The organism is Halopiger aswanensis, assembly GCF_003610195.1.
GTDB lineage: Archaea > Halobacteriota > Halobacteria > Halobacteriales > Natrialbaceae > Halopiger > Halopiger aswanensis.
Genome location: NZ_RAPO01000003.1, coordinates 665,780 through 683,837, shown reverse-complemented (window position 1 = coordinate 683,837; position 18,058 = coordinate 665,780). Strand labels below are relative to the sequence as shown.

At 66.4% G+C, this 18,058-nt stretch carries 18 protein-coding genes; 9 read left to right on the top strand and 9 right to left on the bottom strand.

The annotated features are described in order from the left end of the window. Positions 1-713 precede the first annotated feature (713 nt). Together ATJ93_RS17335 and ATJ93_RS17330 are read left to right on the top strand one after the other, a co-directional pair. Complete coding sequence (locus ATJ93_RS17335; RefSeq protein WP_120245903.1) at positions 714-1,133, top strand: HIT family protein; 420 nt, start codon at positions 714-716, stop codon at positions 1,131-1,133. A gap of 108 nt (positions 1,134-1,241) precedes the next feature. Beyond that, the gene (locus ATJ93_RS17330) at positions 1,242-1,487 is read left to right on the top strand and encodes a hypothetical protein (protein ID WP_120245902.1); all 246 of its coding nucleotides are present in this window, start codon (positions 1,242-1,244) and stop codon (positions 1,485-1,487) included. Between the two features lie 40 nt (positions 1,488-1,527). Here the strand turns inward: ATJ93_RS17330 and ATJ93_RS17325 are convergent, their stop codons facing one another. Both ATJ93_RS17325 and ATJ93_RS17320 read right to left on the bottom strand, forming a co-directional pair. After that, positions 1,528-2,553, bottom strand: a complete 1,026-nt coding sequence (locus ATJ93_RS17325) for a prepilin peptidase (protein WP_120246045.1) — start codon at positions 2,551-2,553, stop codon at positions 1,528-1,530. Between the two features lie 76 nt (positions 2,554-2,629). Further along, the gene (locus ATJ93_RS17320) at positions 2,630-3,508 is read right to left on the bottom strand and encodes a methyl-accepting chemotaxis protein (protein ID WP_211334079.1); all 879 of its coding nucleotides are present in this window, start codon (positions 3,506-3,508) and stop codon (positions 2,630-2,632) included. 127 nt (positions 3,509-3,635) lie between these two features. Here ATJ93_RS17320 and ATJ93_RS17315 point away from each other — a divergent pair, with 127 nt between their 5' ends. Beyond that, complete coding sequence (locus ATJ93_RS17315) at positions 3,636-4,037, top strand: hypothetical protein (RefSeq protein ID WP_120245900.1); 402 nt, start codon at positions 3,636-3,638, stop codon at positions 4,035-4,037. A gap of 218 nt (positions 4,038-4,255) precedes the next feature. Here the strand turns inward: ATJ93_RS17315 and fer are convergent, their stop codons facing one another. The 3 genes from fer to ATJ93_RS17300 form a co-directional block, all read right to left on the bottom strand. Then, positions 4,256-4,645, bottom strand: coding sequence for a ferredoxin Fer (gene fer / locus ATJ93_RS17310; protein ID WP_120245899.1), 390 nt, complete (start codon positions 4,643-4,645; stop codon positions 4,256-4,258). Between the two features lie 329 nt (positions 4,646-4,974). Beyond that, positions 4,975-6,156 (bottom strand): inorganic phosphate transporter, encoded by a 1,182-nt coding sequence (locus tag ATJ93_RS17305; RefSeq protein ID WP_120245898.1) that lies wholly within the window; start codon positions 6,154-6,156, stop codon positions 4,975-4,977. Between the two features lie 168 nt (positions 6,157-6,324). Then, the gene (locus ATJ93_RS17300; RefSeq protein WP_120245897.1) at positions 6,325-6,750 is read right to left on the bottom strand and encodes a universal stress protein; all 426 of its coding nucleotides are present in this window, start codon (positions 6,748-6,750) and stop codon (positions 6,325-6,327) included. 131 nt (positions 6,751-6,881) lie between these two features. On the opposite strand from ATJ93_RS17300, the gene ATJ93_RS17295 reads away from it, so the two are divergent. Next, positions 6,882-8,303 carry an APC family permease gene (locus tag ATJ93_RS17295; protein WP_120245896.1) on the top strand — a complete coding sequence of 474 codons (1,422 nt, stop codon included), beginning with the start codon at positions 6,882-6,884 and terminating at the stop codon, positions 8,301-8,303. Next, positions 8,303-9,037, top strand: coding sequence for a universal stress protein (locus ATJ93_RS17290; protein ID WP_120245895.1), 735 nt, complete (start codon positions 8,303-8,305; stop codon positions 9,035-9,037). Before ATJ93_RS17295 ends, ATJ93_RS17290 begins: the two co-directional genes overlap by 1 nt. A 22-nt stretch (positions 9,038-9,059) precedes the next feature. Here ATJ93_RS17290 and ATJ93_RS17285 read toward each other — a convergent pair whose 3' ends face one another. From ATJ93_RS17285 to ATJ93_RS17270, 4 genes are all read right to left on the bottom strand, one after another. Further along, entirely contained in the window at positions 9,060-9,833 is a 774-nt protein-coding gene (locus ATJ93_RS17285; protein WP_120245894.1) for a universal stress protein, read from the bottom strand. Between the two features lie 212 nt (positions 9,834-10,045). Next, positions 10,046-11,224, bottom strand: coding sequence for an inorganic phosphate transporter (locus ATJ93_RS17280; RefSeq protein WP_120245893.1), 1,179 nt, complete (start codon positions 11,222-11,224; stop codon positions 10,046-10,048). A 161-nt stretch (positions 11,225-11,385) separates the two neighbouring features. Continuing rightward, entirely contained in the window at positions 11,386-11,778 is a 393-nt protein-coding gene (locus ATJ93_RS17275) for a hypothetical protein (protein ID WP_120245892.1), read from the bottom strand. 122 nt (positions 11,779-11,900) lie between these two features. Continuing rightward, on the bottom strand, positions 11,901-13,751 hold the full coding sequence (locus tag ATJ93_RS17270; RefSeq protein ID WP_120245891.1) for an SLC13 family permease: 1,851 nt from the start codon (positions 13,749-13,751) through the stop codon (positions 11,901-11,903). Between the two features lie 173 nt (positions 13,752-13,924). Here ATJ93_RS17270 and hisA point away from each other — a divergent pair, with 173 nt between their 5' ends. The 4 genes from hisA to ATJ93_RS17250 all read left to right on the top strand — a co-directional run bounded on the left by hisA (position 13,925) and on the right by ATJ93_RS17250 (position 18,050). Then, a complete protein-coding gene (hisA, locus tag ATJ93_RS17265; protein ID WP_120245890.1) occupies positions 13,925-14,683 on the top strand; it encodes a 1-(5-phosphoribosyl)-5-[(5-phosphoribosylamino)methylideneamino]imidazole-4-carboxamide isomerase in 759 nt (252 codons plus the stop codon). A gap of 72 nt (positions 14,684-14,755) precedes the next feature. Next, positions 14,756-15,988 (top strand): MFS transporter, encoded by a 1,233-nt coding sequence (locus ATJ93_RS17260; protein WP_120245889.1) that lies wholly within the window; start codon positions 14,756-14,758, stop codon positions 15,986-15,988. Between the two features lie 169 nt (positions 15,989-16,157). After that, positions 16,158-16,661, top strand: coding sequence for a cupredoxin domain-containing protein (locus ATJ93_RS17255; RefSeq protein WP_120245888.1), 504 nt, complete (start codon positions 16,158-16,160; stop codon positions 16,659-16,661). A gap of 276 nt (positions 16,662-16,937) precedes the next feature. After that, on the top strand, positions 16,938-18,050 hold the full coding sequence (locus ATJ93_RS17250) for a pyridoxal-phosphate-dependent aminotransferase family protein (protein ID WP_120246044.1): 1,113 nt from the start codon (positions 16,938-16,940) through the stop codon (positions 18,048-18,050). Positions 18,051-18,058 lie beyond the last annotated feature (8 nt).

Below are 18,058 nucleotides of genomic sequence, written 5' to 3'. Positions count from 1 at the left end.
ATTCGGCACGATCGAAGGGACTGTCGGATCGGTCGATAGCGCGTGCCGGTTTCGAATCGCAGTGCAACGGAAGAACGACATACAGTATCTATACCCGGAGGTCAATTAACATTTATAGTGCTATATACTCCAAAATGCAAAAATATTTTATAAATGGTTGTTGGATAGGTAATAGTATCGGGTTCAAAACGCCGTCTAGTTGATAAACAATGGCCGGGAGGGACCCCTGTCTGGGACGGTCCGGCGCAGCGTCCGCGCTCGAGTCGGTCCGCTCCGAACCGGGAGACGACGTGATCGACGGCATAGCGCGGCGGTAACGAGTTACGGTTCCGTCAGTTGCCGGGTGGGTCCGGCGAGTTCGTACCGGAAAGAATCGATAGCGTGGACCGTTGCGGTGGCGGTGGTCACAGCAGTGTGCGTGGTGGGTGATCGGTGGTGTGGTGTGGTGTGGTGTGGTGTGGGTGTGTCAATGCGTGAGTGTCGTCCCCCGCCAGCGCCACGATGCCCGCGTGGGCACGTCGTCTCGAGGAACGGCGTGATAATGAAGACAGTGACAGTACACGCTAATTCCGGATAGTTTACCGGAGTTATCGCGAATAGCCGATCGTTTACCGGGATAAACTGTCGTTCGAACCGATCGATCCGCTGGTCAAGCGCGCCCTTCGCCGTCGATCCGAGTAACCTTCTTACGCCGAGCAGACACATACTCGCGTATGAGCACGATCTTCAGCCAGATCGTCGAGGGGGAGATCCCCGCTCGAGTCGTGTACGAAGACGAGACCACGCTGGCCTTTCTCGACGCCAACCCGCTGGCGCCGGGCCACACGCTCGTCATCCCCAAAGACGAGTACGAACGGCTGAACGACGTCCCCGAGGACGTCGCAACCGACCTCTACGAGACGATCCACCGAATGGTTCCCGCCGTCGAGGAGGCCGTCGACGCCGATGCGACGACGGTCGCCTTCAATAACGGCGAGGCCGCCGGCCAGGAAGTGCCCCACGTCCACTGCCACATCGTCCCCCGCTTCGAGGGCGACGGCGGCGGCCCCATCCACGCCGTCGCTGGTGAGCGACCCGACTTGGACGACGACGAACTCGACGACATCGCCGACGACATCGAGTCTCGAGCCTGACCCGGCTCGCCGGCTCGCCGGCTGCGGCGCCTGACAACGCCGTCGCCGAACCGCGCCACGACCACGCGACGCCGTGACTGTTTTGCCGATCCGGTGTGAGCCTCGAGTATGCCACTCGTCAGTATCGTCGCCCGCTTGCAGGAGCGCCCCGTCGCCACGGCGCTCGAGGTGGGCAGCGTCCTCCTCTGTTGTCTGCTGTTCGTCGTCACGTTCGTCCTCCTGCTGAACGAGCCGCCGACCGGCCGCAGCGGTGCGCAGCGACCGTGGCTCGCGATCGTCGTCGTCGGCACCGTTTTCGTCGTCTTCTGGACGGCGCTCGTGCCGCTCTACGAGCGGGTCGTCGGCTTCGACTGAGGGCACGAGGATCGGTACCGGGGAAAACAGAAACAGAAGGTCAGAAGAACGCGCCCAGCAGCAGATGGCCGTAGGTCACCGCGATCACCAGCCCGACGAATACCGGGACCAGAAACGGCGTCCCCGGCGAGATCCAGACGGTCTCTTCCGCCGCGACCACGTCGAGCCCCGCTCGAAGCTTCGCGGGCGTCGTCCCGTAGGCCGACCCTTCGATGTCCTCGAGGAAGGCCTCGGCGCCCCAGGGATCGTCGAACGTGCGTTTTCGGGCCGGCGAGGACCGCGGCGGCTCCCGCTCGAGGTCGCCGGCGGCGGTCCCGCCGTCGCCGCGGACGTCGGCGTCGACGGCCCCGTCGGTCGGCGGGTTCGGCTCCTCGGGGAGCGTCGCCGGGTCGCGATAGGCCTTCGGGTGGGCGCGGACGTCGGCCAGCGAGAGCCCGCGCCAGCGGAGGTACATCCGCAGGGCGTCGAGGTCGAGGCCGCTCAGGGAGACGCCCTCGGGCGTCTCGAGGAGTTGGCCGTGGCGCTCGGGCAGCGACTCGGTTGCGACGGGCCAGCCCAGCACCATGACCGGCGCGATGCGGCCGGCGAGGGCGTTGCGAACGGCGAGCACGACCGGAATGGCGACCGCGACGACGACGGCGTTCGTCAGGATCGTAAACGAGAGCGCGCCCAGCGGCGACGTCGTCAGCGGCAGCGTCCACGAGCCGACGGCGTACTCCGGGAAAGTTGGAAAGAGCAGTGCGAGAACGAGCAGCGCCTTCGCGTCGGCGCCGCCGAAGCCGCCGAACCACCAGAACAGGTACGCGATCGGCACCACGAAGCCGAGGCTGATCGCGGCCGGCACGAGGAACTCGGTCGTCCACGCGTGTGGCCCCGCGGCTCGAGCCAGTTGGGCCTCCCAGACGAGCAGGGCGGCGCCCAACAGCGCGAGCGGAACCCAGACGGTACTCGAGACGCGCCTGGTCTTGATGTCGCGAACGGCGACCCAGGCGAAGACCGGGAGGGCGACGAGTCGCAGGAGATCCGGACCGGTCGCCACGGTCGCGGCTACGGCGGCGAGTGTCACGTTCACTGTCTCTCGAGCGCGGTGGTGTTATTGTTTCGGCTCGACCGGGGTCGGGGGATTCGAGAGCGGGCGCCGGTCACTCGACGCGCTCGCCGAGTTCCTGGATCTTCTCGCGCTGCTCCTCGTTCGCCGCTGCGACGCGGCTGATCTTGCCGGCGACCGTCTGGGCGTTCTCGGCGGTCGAATCGACCATCGTCGCGACCTCCTCGGTCGAGGACGCCTGTTCGTCCGTCGCGGCGGCCACCTCCTCGGCCCCCTGGGTCGCCTCGGTGACGGCGTCGTCGATCTCCTCGAGGATGTCGACCGTCTCGGTGACGTGCTCGATACCGGTTTCGACCTCCTCGTTCGCGGTGGAGATCTGCTCGACGGTCTCGTCGGTCTCGTCCTTGATATCGGCGACGAGTTCCTCGATCTCCTCGGCGTTCTCGCGGGACTCCTCCGCGAGGCTCTTGACTTCGTTGGCGACGACGGCGAACCGGTCGCCGGACTCGCCGGCGCGCGCCGCCTCGATGGAGGCGTTCAGCGCGAGCATGTTCGTCTGATCGGCGATCTCGTTGATCACCTCGACGATCGTGTCGATCTCGTCGATCCGATCCTGGAGCCGGGAGACGGCCTCGGCGACGTCCGTGTTCGCGTCGTCGACGTTGTCCATCGCGTCGATGGCGTCCTCGGCGACGTCACAGCCTTCGTCCGCGAGGTCCTCCGCGGTGCTGCTGACTTCCTTGACCTGGTTCGAACTGGCCGCGATCTCCTCGACGGTCGCCGAGAGGGTCGAGACCTCGTCCGCGATCTCGTGCATCGTCTCGGACTGCTCGTCGGCCAGCTCGCTGATCTCCTCGGAACTGCCGGAGACCATCTTCGAGATATTCAACAGTTCCGTCACGGAGTCGCCGACCTCGTTGGCCAGCGTCTGCTCGGCCGAATCGGCGTCGCTTCCCCCGGTTTCGTCGGTCATACGCGAGTCCATCCGCGCAGCCGACATAAAACGAACGGCCGGCTGCAGAATCATCATATACTGTGCACTTTGGCGATCGCGATATGTCGGCAAGAAGACTTACTTCGATTCCGCAGAATTTGCGGCCATGGCGCAAACAGTCGAGGAAGACACCGACCTGTACACGATCGAGTGGGACGACGACATCGACACCGTCACGTTCACCTGGGACGAGTTCGCCAGCGGGGACCGGTTCAAGGACGGCGCGAACGCGCTCCTCGAGTACGTCCAGTCCAACAGCGTCGAAAAGGTCATCCACGACACGAGCGGCATTCAGGCCCACGACGACGAGGATCTGGCGTGGCTCGAGTCGGAGTGGTATCCGGAGATGGTCGACGCCGGCCTGCAGTACTCCGCGATCGTCCACCAGGAGAGCGTGATTTCGCAGATGGACACGGAAGAGTTCGTCGAGGACGTCAAGGACATGCCGTACAAGCTCATGCACACGGCGGACCTCGAGGAAGCGCGCGAGTGGATGGCCGGCTACTAACGGTTACCGAGCCCGTCAGCGGTGATCCGGCCACCGACGACGGGACGAATCGAACCGAAACCGAGACGGGATTTTCGACCGCCACGGAGCGTCGACACGTAGACGCGGCTCCGAAGCGAGCAGCACGAACGACGGCAGGAAAACGAGAAGCGGCGCTACCGCTCGAGCGGACCAGGGCGGGCGCGCAAAAAATCGGAAGCTCGGGCAGGTGCGTCAGTTTAAATGACGCGGTTCTGCAGGTAGTCGAGGTGCTTGGCGTTGTAGACGATCTTGACCTCGTCGGTCTCGGCCGAACCGATGCAGGTCAGGCGGACGTTCTTCTCCTCGACCTCCTCGTCCGAGAGGATCTGCTGCATGTCCATGTCGATTTCGCCTTCGACGACGATGGCAGCACAGTTCGCACACGCACCGGCGCGGCACGAGAAGGGCCAGTCGTAGCCCTGTGCCTCGGCGGCCTCGAGGATGTACTCGCCCTCGGCGACGTCGAGCGTGCCGTAGTCCTCGTCGTCGAGGCCGGCGTCGGCGGCCTTCTCGAAGACTTCTTCGTCGTAAATGTCCCAGCCTTGGTCGTCCACTACTTCGTAGTTGAGGTATTCTACCGTGGGCATCACTCGATGATTCACGGGCCGCACTGGTATAGCTTGCTGTTCAGTCCTAAATTGTCTTTGCACATGAATTGCCAATTCGACGGAAAGTAAGAGAAGGAGTGGCGAAGTATCGGGATCGAGCCGGAAAGAAAAAAGAACTCAGAACATATTCGGGTCGAAATCGCGCGATTTCAATTGTTCACTAATCCAGCGGTACAGCGGCTGTATCCGCCTATACCAGACGTGTCGATTTGGGTAAAAGTGGCCGAAACGTATCGGATCCGCACGAGCGAGACGGAGGCGGACGCAGAAGCGAAAGCGGTCGGAGGGCGGTCCCGGGCCGGTGGAACTCAGAAGCCGAAGACCGGCACGAACCGGAACGTCAGGTACGCGCCGACCGTCGAGATGATCGGGACGACGTTCTGCATGAGGATCACCCGGGCGGTCGTCGAGGGATCGAACAGGTCGGAAGCTTTCGGGATGTCCTCGGGCTCCTCCTCGCCGATCCTCGGGGCCTGCTCGCCCTCTTCCTCCGCGGTGAGGGCGCCGACCGAGACGCGGGTCTCCTCGCCGCGGCGGGCGTCGGAGAGCGTCGTGGTGCGCGTCGCTCGGCCCCAGCCGAGGCCGATGATGCTCATCGTCGCGATGACGACGAAGCTCGCGGGGACCCCGATCGAGGAGAGCACGATAACGATCGTCGAACTGATAACCGCGACGACGATCGCCGCCGTCAGCGGCAGGTTCGTGATGTCGTTACCCAGCGTATCCAGCGTCCGGCGGGCGATCGTGTAACAGCCGATCGCGACGGCCGCCGACCCGATCAGGATCAGCGTGTACATGTCGAGGGCGCCGGTGCCGTAGATCGGCGCGATCGCGTTCGCGATGTTGCTCGTCCCGGAGGAAAAGCCCATCAGACAGCCGATTCCCACGACGACGAACGCGCCGGTGATCTCCCGACGAGTGGCGTTATCCTGGAACTGGAGCCGCGGGACGATCGAGGAGCGGTCGACGGTAATCATCTGTCGGCCGTCGCGGTTGGCCTCGATAGCGACCCACTCGTTGATCCGCGGGTAGAAGTACCGGCCGACGACGCCGGCGACCCAGAAGCCGATGATGGGCGCGACGATCCACCAGACGACGATCTCGCCGAGGATGCTCCAGTTGAGTTCGCCCGTCGCGAGACCGAGCGCGGCGATCGCGCCGACGGCGGTCATCGAGGTCGAGGCGGGGACGCCGGCGTAGTTGCCGACGAACAGGGCGCCGCCGATGAAAAAGAGGACGGCGACGTTCGAGCGCATGGTGAAGACGTCCGTCGTGTGGACGAGTTCGTTCCCGAGCGTGTCGACGACGTTCGGCCCGATCGTCCACGCGCCGACGAAGAAGAAGATCGACATCAGGCCGGCAGCCATCAGCTTGGTGATGACGTTCGCGCCGACGGCCGGACCGAACGCCGGACCGGTCGTCGAGCCGCCGATGTTGTAGCCGACGAAGATTGCGGTAAGGATTCCCACGATAAGTAGTACTTCCGTCACAACAGGAGATCATGCGATTGAAGCCTAAAAAACGCGCCCATTCGCGGTTCCAGTTGTCGTCCGACCGACGGGTCGAACCGGGTCGAAGCGCGCGAGCCCGACTCGAGCAGGCTACGTACAACACCCTCGGCAAGGGGCAGTCCGATGCCGTGCTCGAGGCGACGGGATCTACCGAACGACGACCACCGGCACCGGCGAGCGACGAACCACTCGTTCCGCCACGTTGCCAACGAAAACGCGGTCGGCGACGGTTCCGCCGTGGGTCCCGATCACGACCGTCTCGTAGTCGTCGGCCTGATTGATGATCGCGCGGACGGGATGGCCGAGTTCGATCTCGGTATCGAGCGTCACATCGCCGTCGGCGTCCGCGGCGATTTCGCGCGCGCGGTCGAAAATCGCGTCCGCGTGCTCTCTGGCTTCCGCCTCGAGATCGTCGGCGAGGGCGAGTCCCGTCGCCTCCGCCCACATCGGCGACGGTTCGCCGACGACGTGCAGGACCGTGAGCTCGGCGTCCGGATAGACCTCGAGCGCGTACTCGAGGGCGCGTTCGCTCATCTCCGAGCCGTCCATCGGGACGAGGACGTGAGAGACCATACGCGCTCTCCCACGGCGACGGGGATAAGCGCGCGGGTGACTGGGATGGCACGACAGGCGGGGACGGCAACCGACGCCCCCCAGTACCAAGAGCGTGCGTGGTATAGTCACCCACAGGCTACGGACCGACTATGGACACCGATACGCCGCGGGGCGGCGGCACGAACGTCGACAACGAGGCGCCGCGGATCGAGCCGACGGTCGAAACCGACGCGGCGACGAAAACCGAGGACGCCGAACTCGAGCGGACGCTGGGACTTGCCGGCGGTCTCGCGATCGGGATCGGGACGATGATCGGCGCCGGCATCTTCGTCTTTCCCGGGTTGGCGGCGGGGCGTGCGGGACCCGCGGCCGCGGGCTCGTTCGCGATCGGGGCGGTGATCGCGCTGTTCGTGGCGCTGCCGGCGTCGGAACTGGCGACCGCGATGCCGAAAAGCGGCGGCGGCTACTACTTCATCTCGCGCGGACTCGGCACGCTCGCCGGGACCGTCGTCGGCCTGTCGCTGTGGCTTGGGCTCGTGTTCGCGACGGCGTTTTACCTCGTCGGCTTCGGCTACTACGCCGTCGATACGCTCGCGGAACTCGGCATCGCCGTCGGCAACGGCTGGGTCATCCCGCTGGCGCTGCTGTTCGGTGCCGGGTTCACGGTGCTAAACGTCACGGGCACGGAGAACGCGGCGAAACTCCAGAACGGGATCGTCGCCCTGCTGTTGTCCATACTGACGTTCTTTCTGGGATTCGGCGGACTCGACGCCCTCGGTCTCGTCGGCGAACCGGCCGCGCCCGAACGGTTCGCGCCGTTCGGCGCGGTGCCCGTGTTGACGACTGCGGCGCTCGTGTTCACCTCCTATCTCGGCTTCGCGCAGATCGCGACCGTCGCCGGCGAGATGCGCAATCCCGGTCGGAACCTCCCGCTGTCGATGGTCGGCTCCGTGGTCATCGTCGGCGTCCTCTACGTCGCGACCATCTTCGTCGCGACGAGCGCGTTCGGCAGCGAGCGCCTCGCCGACCTCGGCGAGACGGCGATGGTCGAAGTCGGCCGCCACTACCTCGGTCCGATCGGCGCGGTTGCGATCGTCTTCGGCGGCCTCCTCGCGACGATCTCGAGCGCCAACGCGTCGATTCTCAGCACCTCGCGGGCGGTCTACGCCGTCTCGCGGGACGCCCTGCTCCCGCGATGGGCGAGCCGGATCAACCTCCGGTACGGGACGCCCCACGTCGCGCTCGGGTTAGCCGGCGGGCCGATCCTGGCGTTGACCGCCACCGGTCGGGTGACGATCCTCGCGGAGGTCGCCTCGTTCCTGCACCTCGTTATGTACGGCCTCATCTGCGTCGCCCTCGTCGCGCTTCGCCGGGACGAGCCGACGTGGTACGATCCTGACTTCCGGGTTCCGGGCTACCCCGTCGTCCCGGCGGTGGGGGCGGTCGCCAGCTTCGGGCTCATCGCGTTCATGCAGCCGACGTCGCAGCTCATCGGCGTCGCGGTGATGGTCGCGACCGCCGGCTGGTACGTCTACTACGCCCGCAACGTCACCCTGCGAGGTGTCCTGTGATGAGCCGCGTCCTCGTCCCGCTGGCCGTCCTCGAGGGCGAGTCCGTCTCGCCGGGGCTCGTCGACCTGCTCGCGCCCGCCGACGTGACCGTTCTGGGCTACCACGTCCTGCCCGAGCAGACGCCGCCGGATCAGGCGCGGGTCCAGTACGGCGACCGCGCGACCGCCGCCCTCGAGACCCTGACGGCGACGTTCGAGGCGGCCGGGGGCGCGGCCGACTCCCGGCTCGCGTTCACGCACGACCGGGATCGAACGATCGACCGCGTCGCCGAGGAAACCGGCTCGCAGGCGTACGTTCTCCCGGGAATCGCAGAGTCGATCGACCGACTTCTGGTCCCCCTGACCGGGGACGTCGCCGCCGACCGCGTCCTCGCGTTCGTCGCCGACCTGATCGGCGACCGCGAGATCGGCGTCACCCTGTTTCTCGCGACCGACGCGGAGGCCGACGGCCGACTGTTGCTCGAGGAGGCCGCCGAAACGCTCGCGGGTCGCGGCGTCGAGACCGAGTCGACGCTCGTCGTGAGCGAGGGGCCGCTCGACGCGCTCGGCGGCCGCGCGTTCGACGCGCTCACGGAGGACGCCGCCGCCCACGATGCCGTCGTCGTCGGCGAACGCGCGCCCTCCCTCCAGTCGCTGCTGTTCGGCGACGAAGCCGAGCGGATCGCCGCGGAGTCGGTCGGCCCGGTGCTGGTCGTTCGGCACTCGGAAGACTCGGCGGCGGCCTCGGAGCCGTGAGACGGCGCGAGCAACGGCGGTCTTACTCCGGCGTCGCGTCTCGCGCCGCCTCGTCGTCGCCCGCGCCCTCGTCCTCGCGGTACTCCCCGCGGACGACCAAGACCGGATCGGCCGTGCGCTTCGCGAGCCGCTCGGCGCGGTCCCGGAAGACGTAGCGGCGAATCGAGGGGCGGCTCTCGCCGGCGACGAGCATGTCGTGATCCTCGGCGGCCGCGAGGATCGCTGCGGTCGGCGAGTCGTCGACGACGACCGACCGGGAGATGCGGTCGGGATCGAGTCCCGCGTCCTCGAGCGCCGTCGCCGTCGTCGCGAGCAGTTCCTCGCCCCGCTCGCGGTCGCGCTCGTCCCCGACGACGTGGAGGAGCGTTACGTCGATGGCCGTGTCCTCGAGGACGGTGGCGACGAGTCGCGCCTTGTGTTCGACGTTGACGTCGCTGCGGATGGCGACGAGCATCGACTCGAGGATCGGGGCCGGGTTGAGAATTAGGACGGCGTCACAGCCCGCGTCGACCGCGACGCGTTCGAAGGTTCTGAAGCGGTCGTGGGTGAACACGAGCCGCGAGGTGACGGGACAGCCGGCGGCCTCGAACACCGAGCGACGCTCCTCGAGTTCGCGCGCGGCTCGCCGCTGGAACTGCTCGCGCGCTAGATCCGGCGGCGTCTGCTCGGGGACCTCGTGGTAGCCGAGCAGGAGGACCGGAATCGACGCGAACGCGTCGATGACGGTCGTGGGAACGCTCTCGCCGCGGAGCACCGCGACGGGAACGAGCACGCGGTGGTCGTCGGTGTCGGGCATCGACGGTATCTCAGCGTCACGTACGGGCCGACGCGTAATATAGTCCGGGCGGGTCGCAGTTGGTTCAGTGGGGCGCAGTTCGGTCGTCGAGAGTCGAAAGTCGAGAGTCGAAGAAAGTCGGGGGTCGAGAACCGAGAGCCGAGAGCGAAAGTCGAGAAGCGAGAATCAACCGGCGTCTCGAGAACAACCACCGAGATCGCGGGCGGACGGCGTCAGATCCCGAAGAGCGGAACGAATCGGAACGTGGCGTACGCCCCGATAGTCGCGATAGCCGGCACGACGTTCTGCATGAGGACGACGCGGGCCGTCGTCCCCGGATCGAACAGGTCGGCTGCGCTCGGGATCCGCTCGGGCTCCTCCTCGCCGATCGGCGGCAGTTCGTCGCCCTCTCGATCGGCGGTCAGCGCGCCGACCGAAACCGGGGTCTCCCCTTCGCCGCGAACTGCGTCGGTCACCGTCACCGGGCGCGTCGCCCGCCCCCATCCGAGGCCGATGATACACATCGTCGCGATGATGACGAAGCTCGCGGGAATGCCGATCGCCGAGAGGAAGATGACGAGCGTCGAGCTTACCGTCGCGGTGACGATCGCCGCCGTCAACGGCAGTTCCGTGAGTTCGCTGCCCATCGTCTCGAGAGTTCGGCGCGCGATGGTGAGCGTCCCGATCCCGACCGCGACACAGCCGATGATGATCGCGGGATTCATCTCGAGTTCGCCGCTGCCGACCAGCGGCGCGATCGCGTTCGCGATGTTGGAGGTGCCGGAACTGTAGGCCATCACGCAGCCGATGGCGATCACCATCGCCACGCCGCCGAGTTCGCGCCGGTTCGTGGTTTCGCTCGGGACCGGGAGCGGCACGCCCCGAGAGCGATCGATCGTAAAGAGCGGCCCCTGGCTGCGCTCGATCACGATTCGGCGGTTGAGGGCGGCGTAGAAGTAGCGGCCGATGATCAGCGACACCCAGAAGCCGATAAAGGGCGAGACGATCCACCAGATGGCGATCTCGCCCATCACCGCCCAGTCGAGTTCGCCGGCGGCGAGTCCGAGCCCCGCGATCGAGCCGACGGCCGTCATCGACGTCGACGCGGGCACGCCGAAGAAGTTCCCGACGAACAGCGCGATGCCGATGAAAAAGAGGACGCCGACGCTGGCCTCGAGCGTGAACACGCCGGGATCGGTGACGAGTTCGTTCCCGAGCGTGTTGACGACCTGTCGGCCGATCGTCCACGCCCCGACGAAGAAAAACACCGCCATCAACAGCCCGGCGACGGTTTTCGAGATGGCGTCGGCGCCGACGGCCGGCCCGAACGCCGGCCCCGTCGTGGCGCCGCCGATGTTGAATCCCACGAAGACCGCCACGAGAATCCCGACGAGCAGCAGTACGGACACCATACTGAGATCTGCTATGCGATTTTACGCGGATTCGGATATTCGTTGTGCTCTCTCGGTCGCGTGGACCGGTGGACGAGAACTCGAGTTCGGGTCCGTTGCGTGAGGGGCCCGAGTCAGAGCCAGAACCTGCCCCGACCGGGACCGAGATCGGAACCGGGGGGTTATCGACCAGACCTTTCGGCGCCGTCCCCGCCCGCCGCGTCGTCGGTCGCATCGTCGGCGACCGTCTCCTCGAGGAGGTCCTCGATCTCGTCTTCGCGGGGCCGGCGATCGATACGCTCGTCGACGGTCTCGATCTGGTCTTGGACCGCGCCGACCTGCTCGCCGATCGTCTGTTCGACGGCTTCTTCGACCGTCTCTTCGACTTCCCTCGTCATCCACTCGGGGTCGAAACGCGCCATCTTCCAGATGACGTGTAAGGCGTACGAGACGAGAACGCCCAACCCGAGCGCGACCCCGACCCGCGTGCCCTCGATGACGATCAGCACGACCGAGACGAAAATCAGGACGCCGTAGGCGAGATCGATGATCGCGTCGATACGACTCGGATTCATCGTTCGGCCACCTCCACCAGCGCGGTCGCGGTGTCCAGGTAGGTTCGAACGCGATCCTGACGGGAACTCAGCATCTACCAGTAGTTTAGCGCAGCGTGTGAAATTACTTTGGGGAATCGACGTCAGACGCCCCAGAAGAACGCGATCCCGAGCACGGTCACCACCGACAGTATCAACTGGAGCGGCGCGCCGATCCGGAAGTAGTCGCTGAACCGGTAGCCGCCGGGTCCGTAGACGAATAGGTTCGTCTGGTAGCCGATCGGGCCCAGAAAGGCCGTGCTGGCGGCGAAGGTCACCGCCAGCACGAACGCGAACGGGTTCGCACCGATCCCCGCCGCCGCGGCCGCCGCGACCGGGATCAGGAGGACGACGCTGGCGTTGTTGCTGATGACCTCCGTGAGCAGCCCCGTAAGGATGTAAAACAGCCAGAGCACGACGATCGTCGGTAGAAAGCCCGCAGACTGCACGACGAGGAAGGCGAGGTACGCCGCCGCACCGGACTGCTCTAAAGCGATCCCCAGCGGGATCACGCCCGCCAGCAGGAAGATGATGTCCCACTCGACGGCGTCGTACAGTTCGTTGGGCTCTAAGACGCCCGTGGCGATCATCGCGACCACGCCCGCGAGCGCCGAGATCAGGATCGGATAGATCTCGAGGGCGGCGACGGCGACGACCCCGACCATGATGGCGACGGCGATCGGCGCCTTGTCGGCGCGGTACTCGGAGCGGGGCGGTTCCCGGGCGACGATCACGTCGTCCCGGCGGGAGAGCCGATCGAGCGTCTCAGGTGGCGCCTGCACCAGTAACGTGTCGCCGACGTCGAGGCGGGTCCCGACGATGCGCTCGGCGATGAGTTCGCCGTGATGTCGCAGGCCGAGGACGGCGGCGTTGAACTCCTCGCGGAACCCCTCGGGATCGAGCCGTTCGCCGACCAGCCGCGAATCCAGCGAGACGACGATTTCGGTGATGATTCCCTCGTCGGTCGAGAGGTCCGTATCCGACCGCGGGAACCCGACCAGCTCGATCCCCGCGGCGTCCTCGAGCGCCGTGATCGCGTCCCGGTTCGTGCGAACGACGAGGACGTCGCCCTCGTGCAGCCGGGTCTCCCGTCGCGGCGCGATCGAGTGATCCTCGTCGCGGACGACCTGCACGATGTCGACGTCGGAGGCGAGCAACTCGACGGCGTCGCCGACCGTCTCGCCGACCAGCGGCGAGCCCGGGACGACGGCCACGTCGGCGACGTAGTTCCCCACCTCGTACTCCTCGAGGTAGTCCGCGCGCGGCGGGACGCGCTCGGGGAGGAGGTAGTGGCCGACGAAGATCAGGTAGAGCGAGCCGACGACGACGACGACGGCGCCGAGTTGGGTGAACTCGAACATCGAGAACCGGTGGAGTTCGGGGTACTGGCTCCCGAGCCGACCGCTAACGTCGCTGGCGAGGATGTTGGTCGAGGTCCCGATGAGCGTAAGCATCCCGCCCATCTGCGAGGCGTACGACAGCGGGATCAGCAGCTTCGACGGGGAGGTGTTGCCCCGGTTGGCGACGTCGGTGACGACCGGCACCAGCAGGGCGACGACCGGCGTGTTGTTGAGAAAGCCGGAGACGGGGCTGGTCGCGGCGACGGTCGCGAACAACTGCTTCCGAATGCTGGTGCCCGCGAACGCGGCCATTCGCCGGCCGAGTTCCTGGACGAGCCCCGTTCGGCTGATGCCGCCGCTCAGGATGAGCATCGCGAGGACGGTGATCGTGGCCTCGTTTGCGAACCCGGAGATACCCGTCGCGGGATCGATGCCGGTCCACGGCTCCAAGACGACCAACACGACGATCAGCAAGATTGCGGTGACGTCGATCGGGAGGCGCTCGGTGAGAAAGAGCACGAGCGCGAGGAGAACGACGCCGAACACGACGAGAATGTCGGTCGTCAACGCGGGTTGAGCCGCCGACTCCTGAACCAGCGGCGCGAGCCCCACCATCGTTCGTAGTGGGAACCACACCGAGCGAATATGTAATAACTCCGCAAGGAAAGCGAACTGTAACGGACCGATGACGACCATCGGCGCCGACAGGCGGTCGGAACCAGCGGCCCGGCGGCGACGCGGCGGTCGGAACCGTCGCCTTTACTCGAGTCGGGCGCGCCCACACGGGTATGCACGATCAGTTCGAGTCCGGCGCCGAGTTCGAGGTCATCCCCGCCGTCGACATCCAGGACGGCGAGGTCGTCCAACTCGTTCAGGGCGAGCGCGGCACCGAGAAGACCTACGGCGACCCCGTCGAGGCCGCCCGGCGGTGGATCGACGCCGGCGCGGAGTCGCTGCACCTCGTCGATCTGGACGGTGCGTTCGAGGGCGAGCGCGCGAACGCCGACGCGATCGAGGGGGTGCTCGAGGCCGTCGACGTGCCCACCCAATTGGGCGGCGGGATTCGAACCGTCGAGGACGCCTCCGACCTGCTCGAGCGCGGAGTCGACCGGGTCATCCTCGGCACCGCGGCCGTCGAGAACCCCGAAATCGTTCGCGAGATCAGAGACGAATATCCGGACAGCGTCGTCGTCAGTCTCGACGCGAAAGACGGCGAGGTCGTCGTCGAGGGCTGGACCGAAGGCGCCGGCGTCTCACCCGTCGAAGCCGCCGAGCGCTACGAGGATCTGGGCGCCGCCGCAATCTTGTTCACGAACGTCGACGTCGAGGGCCAACTCGAGGGCGTCGCGACCGAGCCCGTCCGAGACCTCGTCGCGGCGACCGACATCCCGGTGATCGCCAGCGGCGGCGTGGCGACGCTCGAGGACGTCCGCGCGCTCGCGGATGCCGGTGCGGCGGCGGTGGTCGTCGGCAGCGCGCTCTACGAAGGGAACTTCACGCTCGAGGCGGCGCAGGCGGCGGTCGGCAACGGCGACGGCGACGACTGAACCGGGCGGCCCGCGCTACCGCTATCGTCCGGGACAGACGCCTTGATGGGCCCGTAGTACGTAGGGGCGGCCGTGCACTCGAGCGATCGGGACCGGCTGGTACTCGCCGCGGTCGTGTTCGCCGTGCTGTTCTCCCAGCTGTTGCTCTATCCGGGGGTCGCGACGCTCGTCGAGACGTTAGGCGCCGACGCGTCCACCTCGGCGTTCGCGGCGACGCCGCTGGACGCGAGCATGTGGTTCCTCGTCGCGGAGTTCGCCGCCTACGTCGCCTTCGTCGGCGTCTGGGGCGTCGCGAGCGACGTGACCGGCCGGCGGACGCCGTTTATCGTCGCCGGGGCGCTGGCCGGGGCCGTCGGCTACGCGTCGCTGGCCGCGGTGCCCGCGATCGGCTCGATCTCCTTCGAGGGCGTGCTCCTCCTGCGGCTCTTTCAGGGTGCGATGACCATCGGCGCGTTCTCGCTGACGATGACCATGCTGATGGATTTGGAGGGCGGCCACGGCCGGAACATGGGCGCGGCGGGAATCGCCATCGGGCTCGGGGCCGCGATCGGGGCGCCGGTCGGCGGCCAACTGACCGAAGTCAATCCGCTCGCGCCGCTGGTCGTCGCCGCCGGCCTGCTCGTCGTCGTCGGAGCGGTCGTCTCGACGATCGAGGACCGCACGCCGACACAGAAGCGGACCGCCCGCGCGCTGCTCGAGGGGGTGCGCCGCCAGCCGACGCTGTCGATTCCCTACGCGTTCGGGTTCGTCGACCGCATGACCGCCGGCTTCTTCGCGCTCGTCGGGACGCTGTACTTCCAGGACGTCTTCGGCGTCGACGCCGGGACGACCGGCCTCCTGCTTGCGTGTTTCTTCGCGCCCTTCGCGCTCCTGCAGTATCCGATGGGCGCGCTGTCGGATCGAATCGGCCGGACGATTCCGATCGTGGTCGGCTCGATCTGCTACGGCGTCGGCATCCTCGCGGTCAGCGCCGCGCCGTCGGTGGCGACGGCGGCCGTCGGAATGGTCGGCATCGGCGTCCTCGGCGCGCTGGTGTCGCCGACGACGATGGCGCTGGTCACCGATCTCGCCGACGAGAGCGAACGCGGCCTCGCGATGGCCGGTTTCAACCTCGCCGGCAGCCTCGGCTTCCTCGGCGGCTATCTCATCGGCGGCACCGTTGCCAGCAACTACGGCTACGGCCTCGCGTTTCTCGCCGTCGGCGGCCTCGAGATCGCGATCGCCGTCGTCACCGTCCCGATCTTCCTCAAACTCTCGCTCGAGCCGGGAACGCGGTTCGGCCGCGATCACGAGACGACGGAGTAACTGATCGGCACCACTCCCGGTCGACCGTGCCGGGGATCGGGCGACGCCGATCGAGTCGATAAAAAGGTATCTGGTGCCGTTCGATTTCGACAGTTGTGGTATGTGAGTGCATAACTTTGTAGGGGAAGAGGGTGTCCATTTTTATGTGGCCAGCCCTAACCCTGGAGTGATGACACGAGAGAACGCGGTTTCCCGCCGAAAAGCGCTCAAGGTAACCGGCGCAGCAGCAACGACGGCGCTCGTCGCCGGCTGTGGCGGTGGCGGTAACGGCAACGGTAACGGCGAAGACGGTGGCAACGGCGACGACAGCGGCAACGGTGGCGGCTCCGACGGCACCGAGATCGAGCCGGGCACGACCATCGAACTCGACGCCCAGACGACCGAATGGACCGGTATCGCTCCGGACAGCATCGCGGACGCGTCCAACCCGACGCTGATTCTCACGGAGGGCGAGACCTACACGATCGGCTGGCCACAGGGCGACGGCGGCACTCACAACATCGAACTCCGCAACGACAGCGGCGAGGTCGTCGAGGACTACGAGACCGAGACGACCAACGAGGAAGAGCCCGGCGACAGCCAGATGATCGAGTTCGAAGCCACCAGCGAGATCGTCGAGTACGTCTGCCGACCCCACGAGTCGCAGATGGTCGGCGAGATCCAGGTCGAATAACGACGCGACCGCGACACCGCTTCGATTCCGTTACCGTTTCTCGCGGTTTTCCGCTGGCCTACCGTCGGGTAGCGGCCGCACTCTCGTCGCCGCCCGTTCCCCGCGACCGAACTGAATGGGTCGGTTATCGGAAACGCCGTCTAACCGATCGATAGACGCCGAATGCGCAGCGGCTCGAGCGCAGCGACGACGCCCTGACGGACAACTCGATTTCGACACGGCATCAAAAGTACCATACCATCGGGTGACGCAGTAAGCCGTACTCAGGTGGTTTCCGTGACCGAGAAACGCGAGTATACCGACGACTACCCCGACAAGACGCTGTACATCCCCGGTCCGACCGAAGTGCGCGAGGACGTCATCGAGGAGATGAGCCAGCCGATGTTCGGCCATCGGATGGACCGCATGACCGACCTCTATACGACCATCGTCGAGGACACGAAGGAGTTCCTCGGCACCGACAACGAGGTCATCATCCTCACCGCCTCGGGCACCGAGTTCTGGGAGGCCTCGACGCTCAACCTCGTCGACGAGAACATCCTCGTCCCGACCTGCGGCAGCTTCAGCGAGCGCCACGCCAACGTCGCCGAGCGGCTGGGCAAGACCGTCGACCGACTCGAGTACGAGTGGGGCCAGGCGATCAAACCCGAAGACATCCGCGCGGAACTCGAGAACAGCGACAAGCACTACGACGTCGTCGCGACCGTGATGAACGAGTCCTCGACCGGCGTCCGCAATCCGATCGAGGAGATCGGCGACGTCGTCGCCGAGTACCCGGACACCTACTTCGTCGTCGACGCCGTCTCCGCGCTGGGCGGCGACAACGTCGACATCGACGAGCACAACATCGACGTCATCTTCGCCTCGACACAGAAGGCCTTCGCCATGCCGCCGGGACTGGCCGTCTGCGTGGTCAGCGACGAGGCCTACGAACGGGAACTCGAGAAGGATTCGGCGTCGTGGTACGGCGGCTTCCAGCGCACCCTCGACTACTACGACCGGAAGGGCCAGACCCACTCGACGCCCGCCATCCCGATCATGCTCGCCTACCGCAAGCAGATGAAACACATGCTCGAGGAAGGCCACGACGCCCGCGACGAGCGCCACCGCGAGATGGCCGAGTACACCCGCGAGTGGGCCCGCGAACACTTCGATATGTTCCCCGAGGAGGGCTACGAGTCCCAGACGGTCTCCTGTATCGAGAACACCCAGGGGATCAACGTCGCCGAGACGATCGAGGCCGTCAGCGAGGAGTACGACTTCGTTTTCTCGAACGGCTACGGCTCCCAACTCGGCGAGCAGACGTTCCGCATCGGCCACATGGGCGAACACGACCTCGAGTCGATCAAGGAACTGACCGACGCGATCGAGGACGTCGCCGGACTGTAGTCGATCGC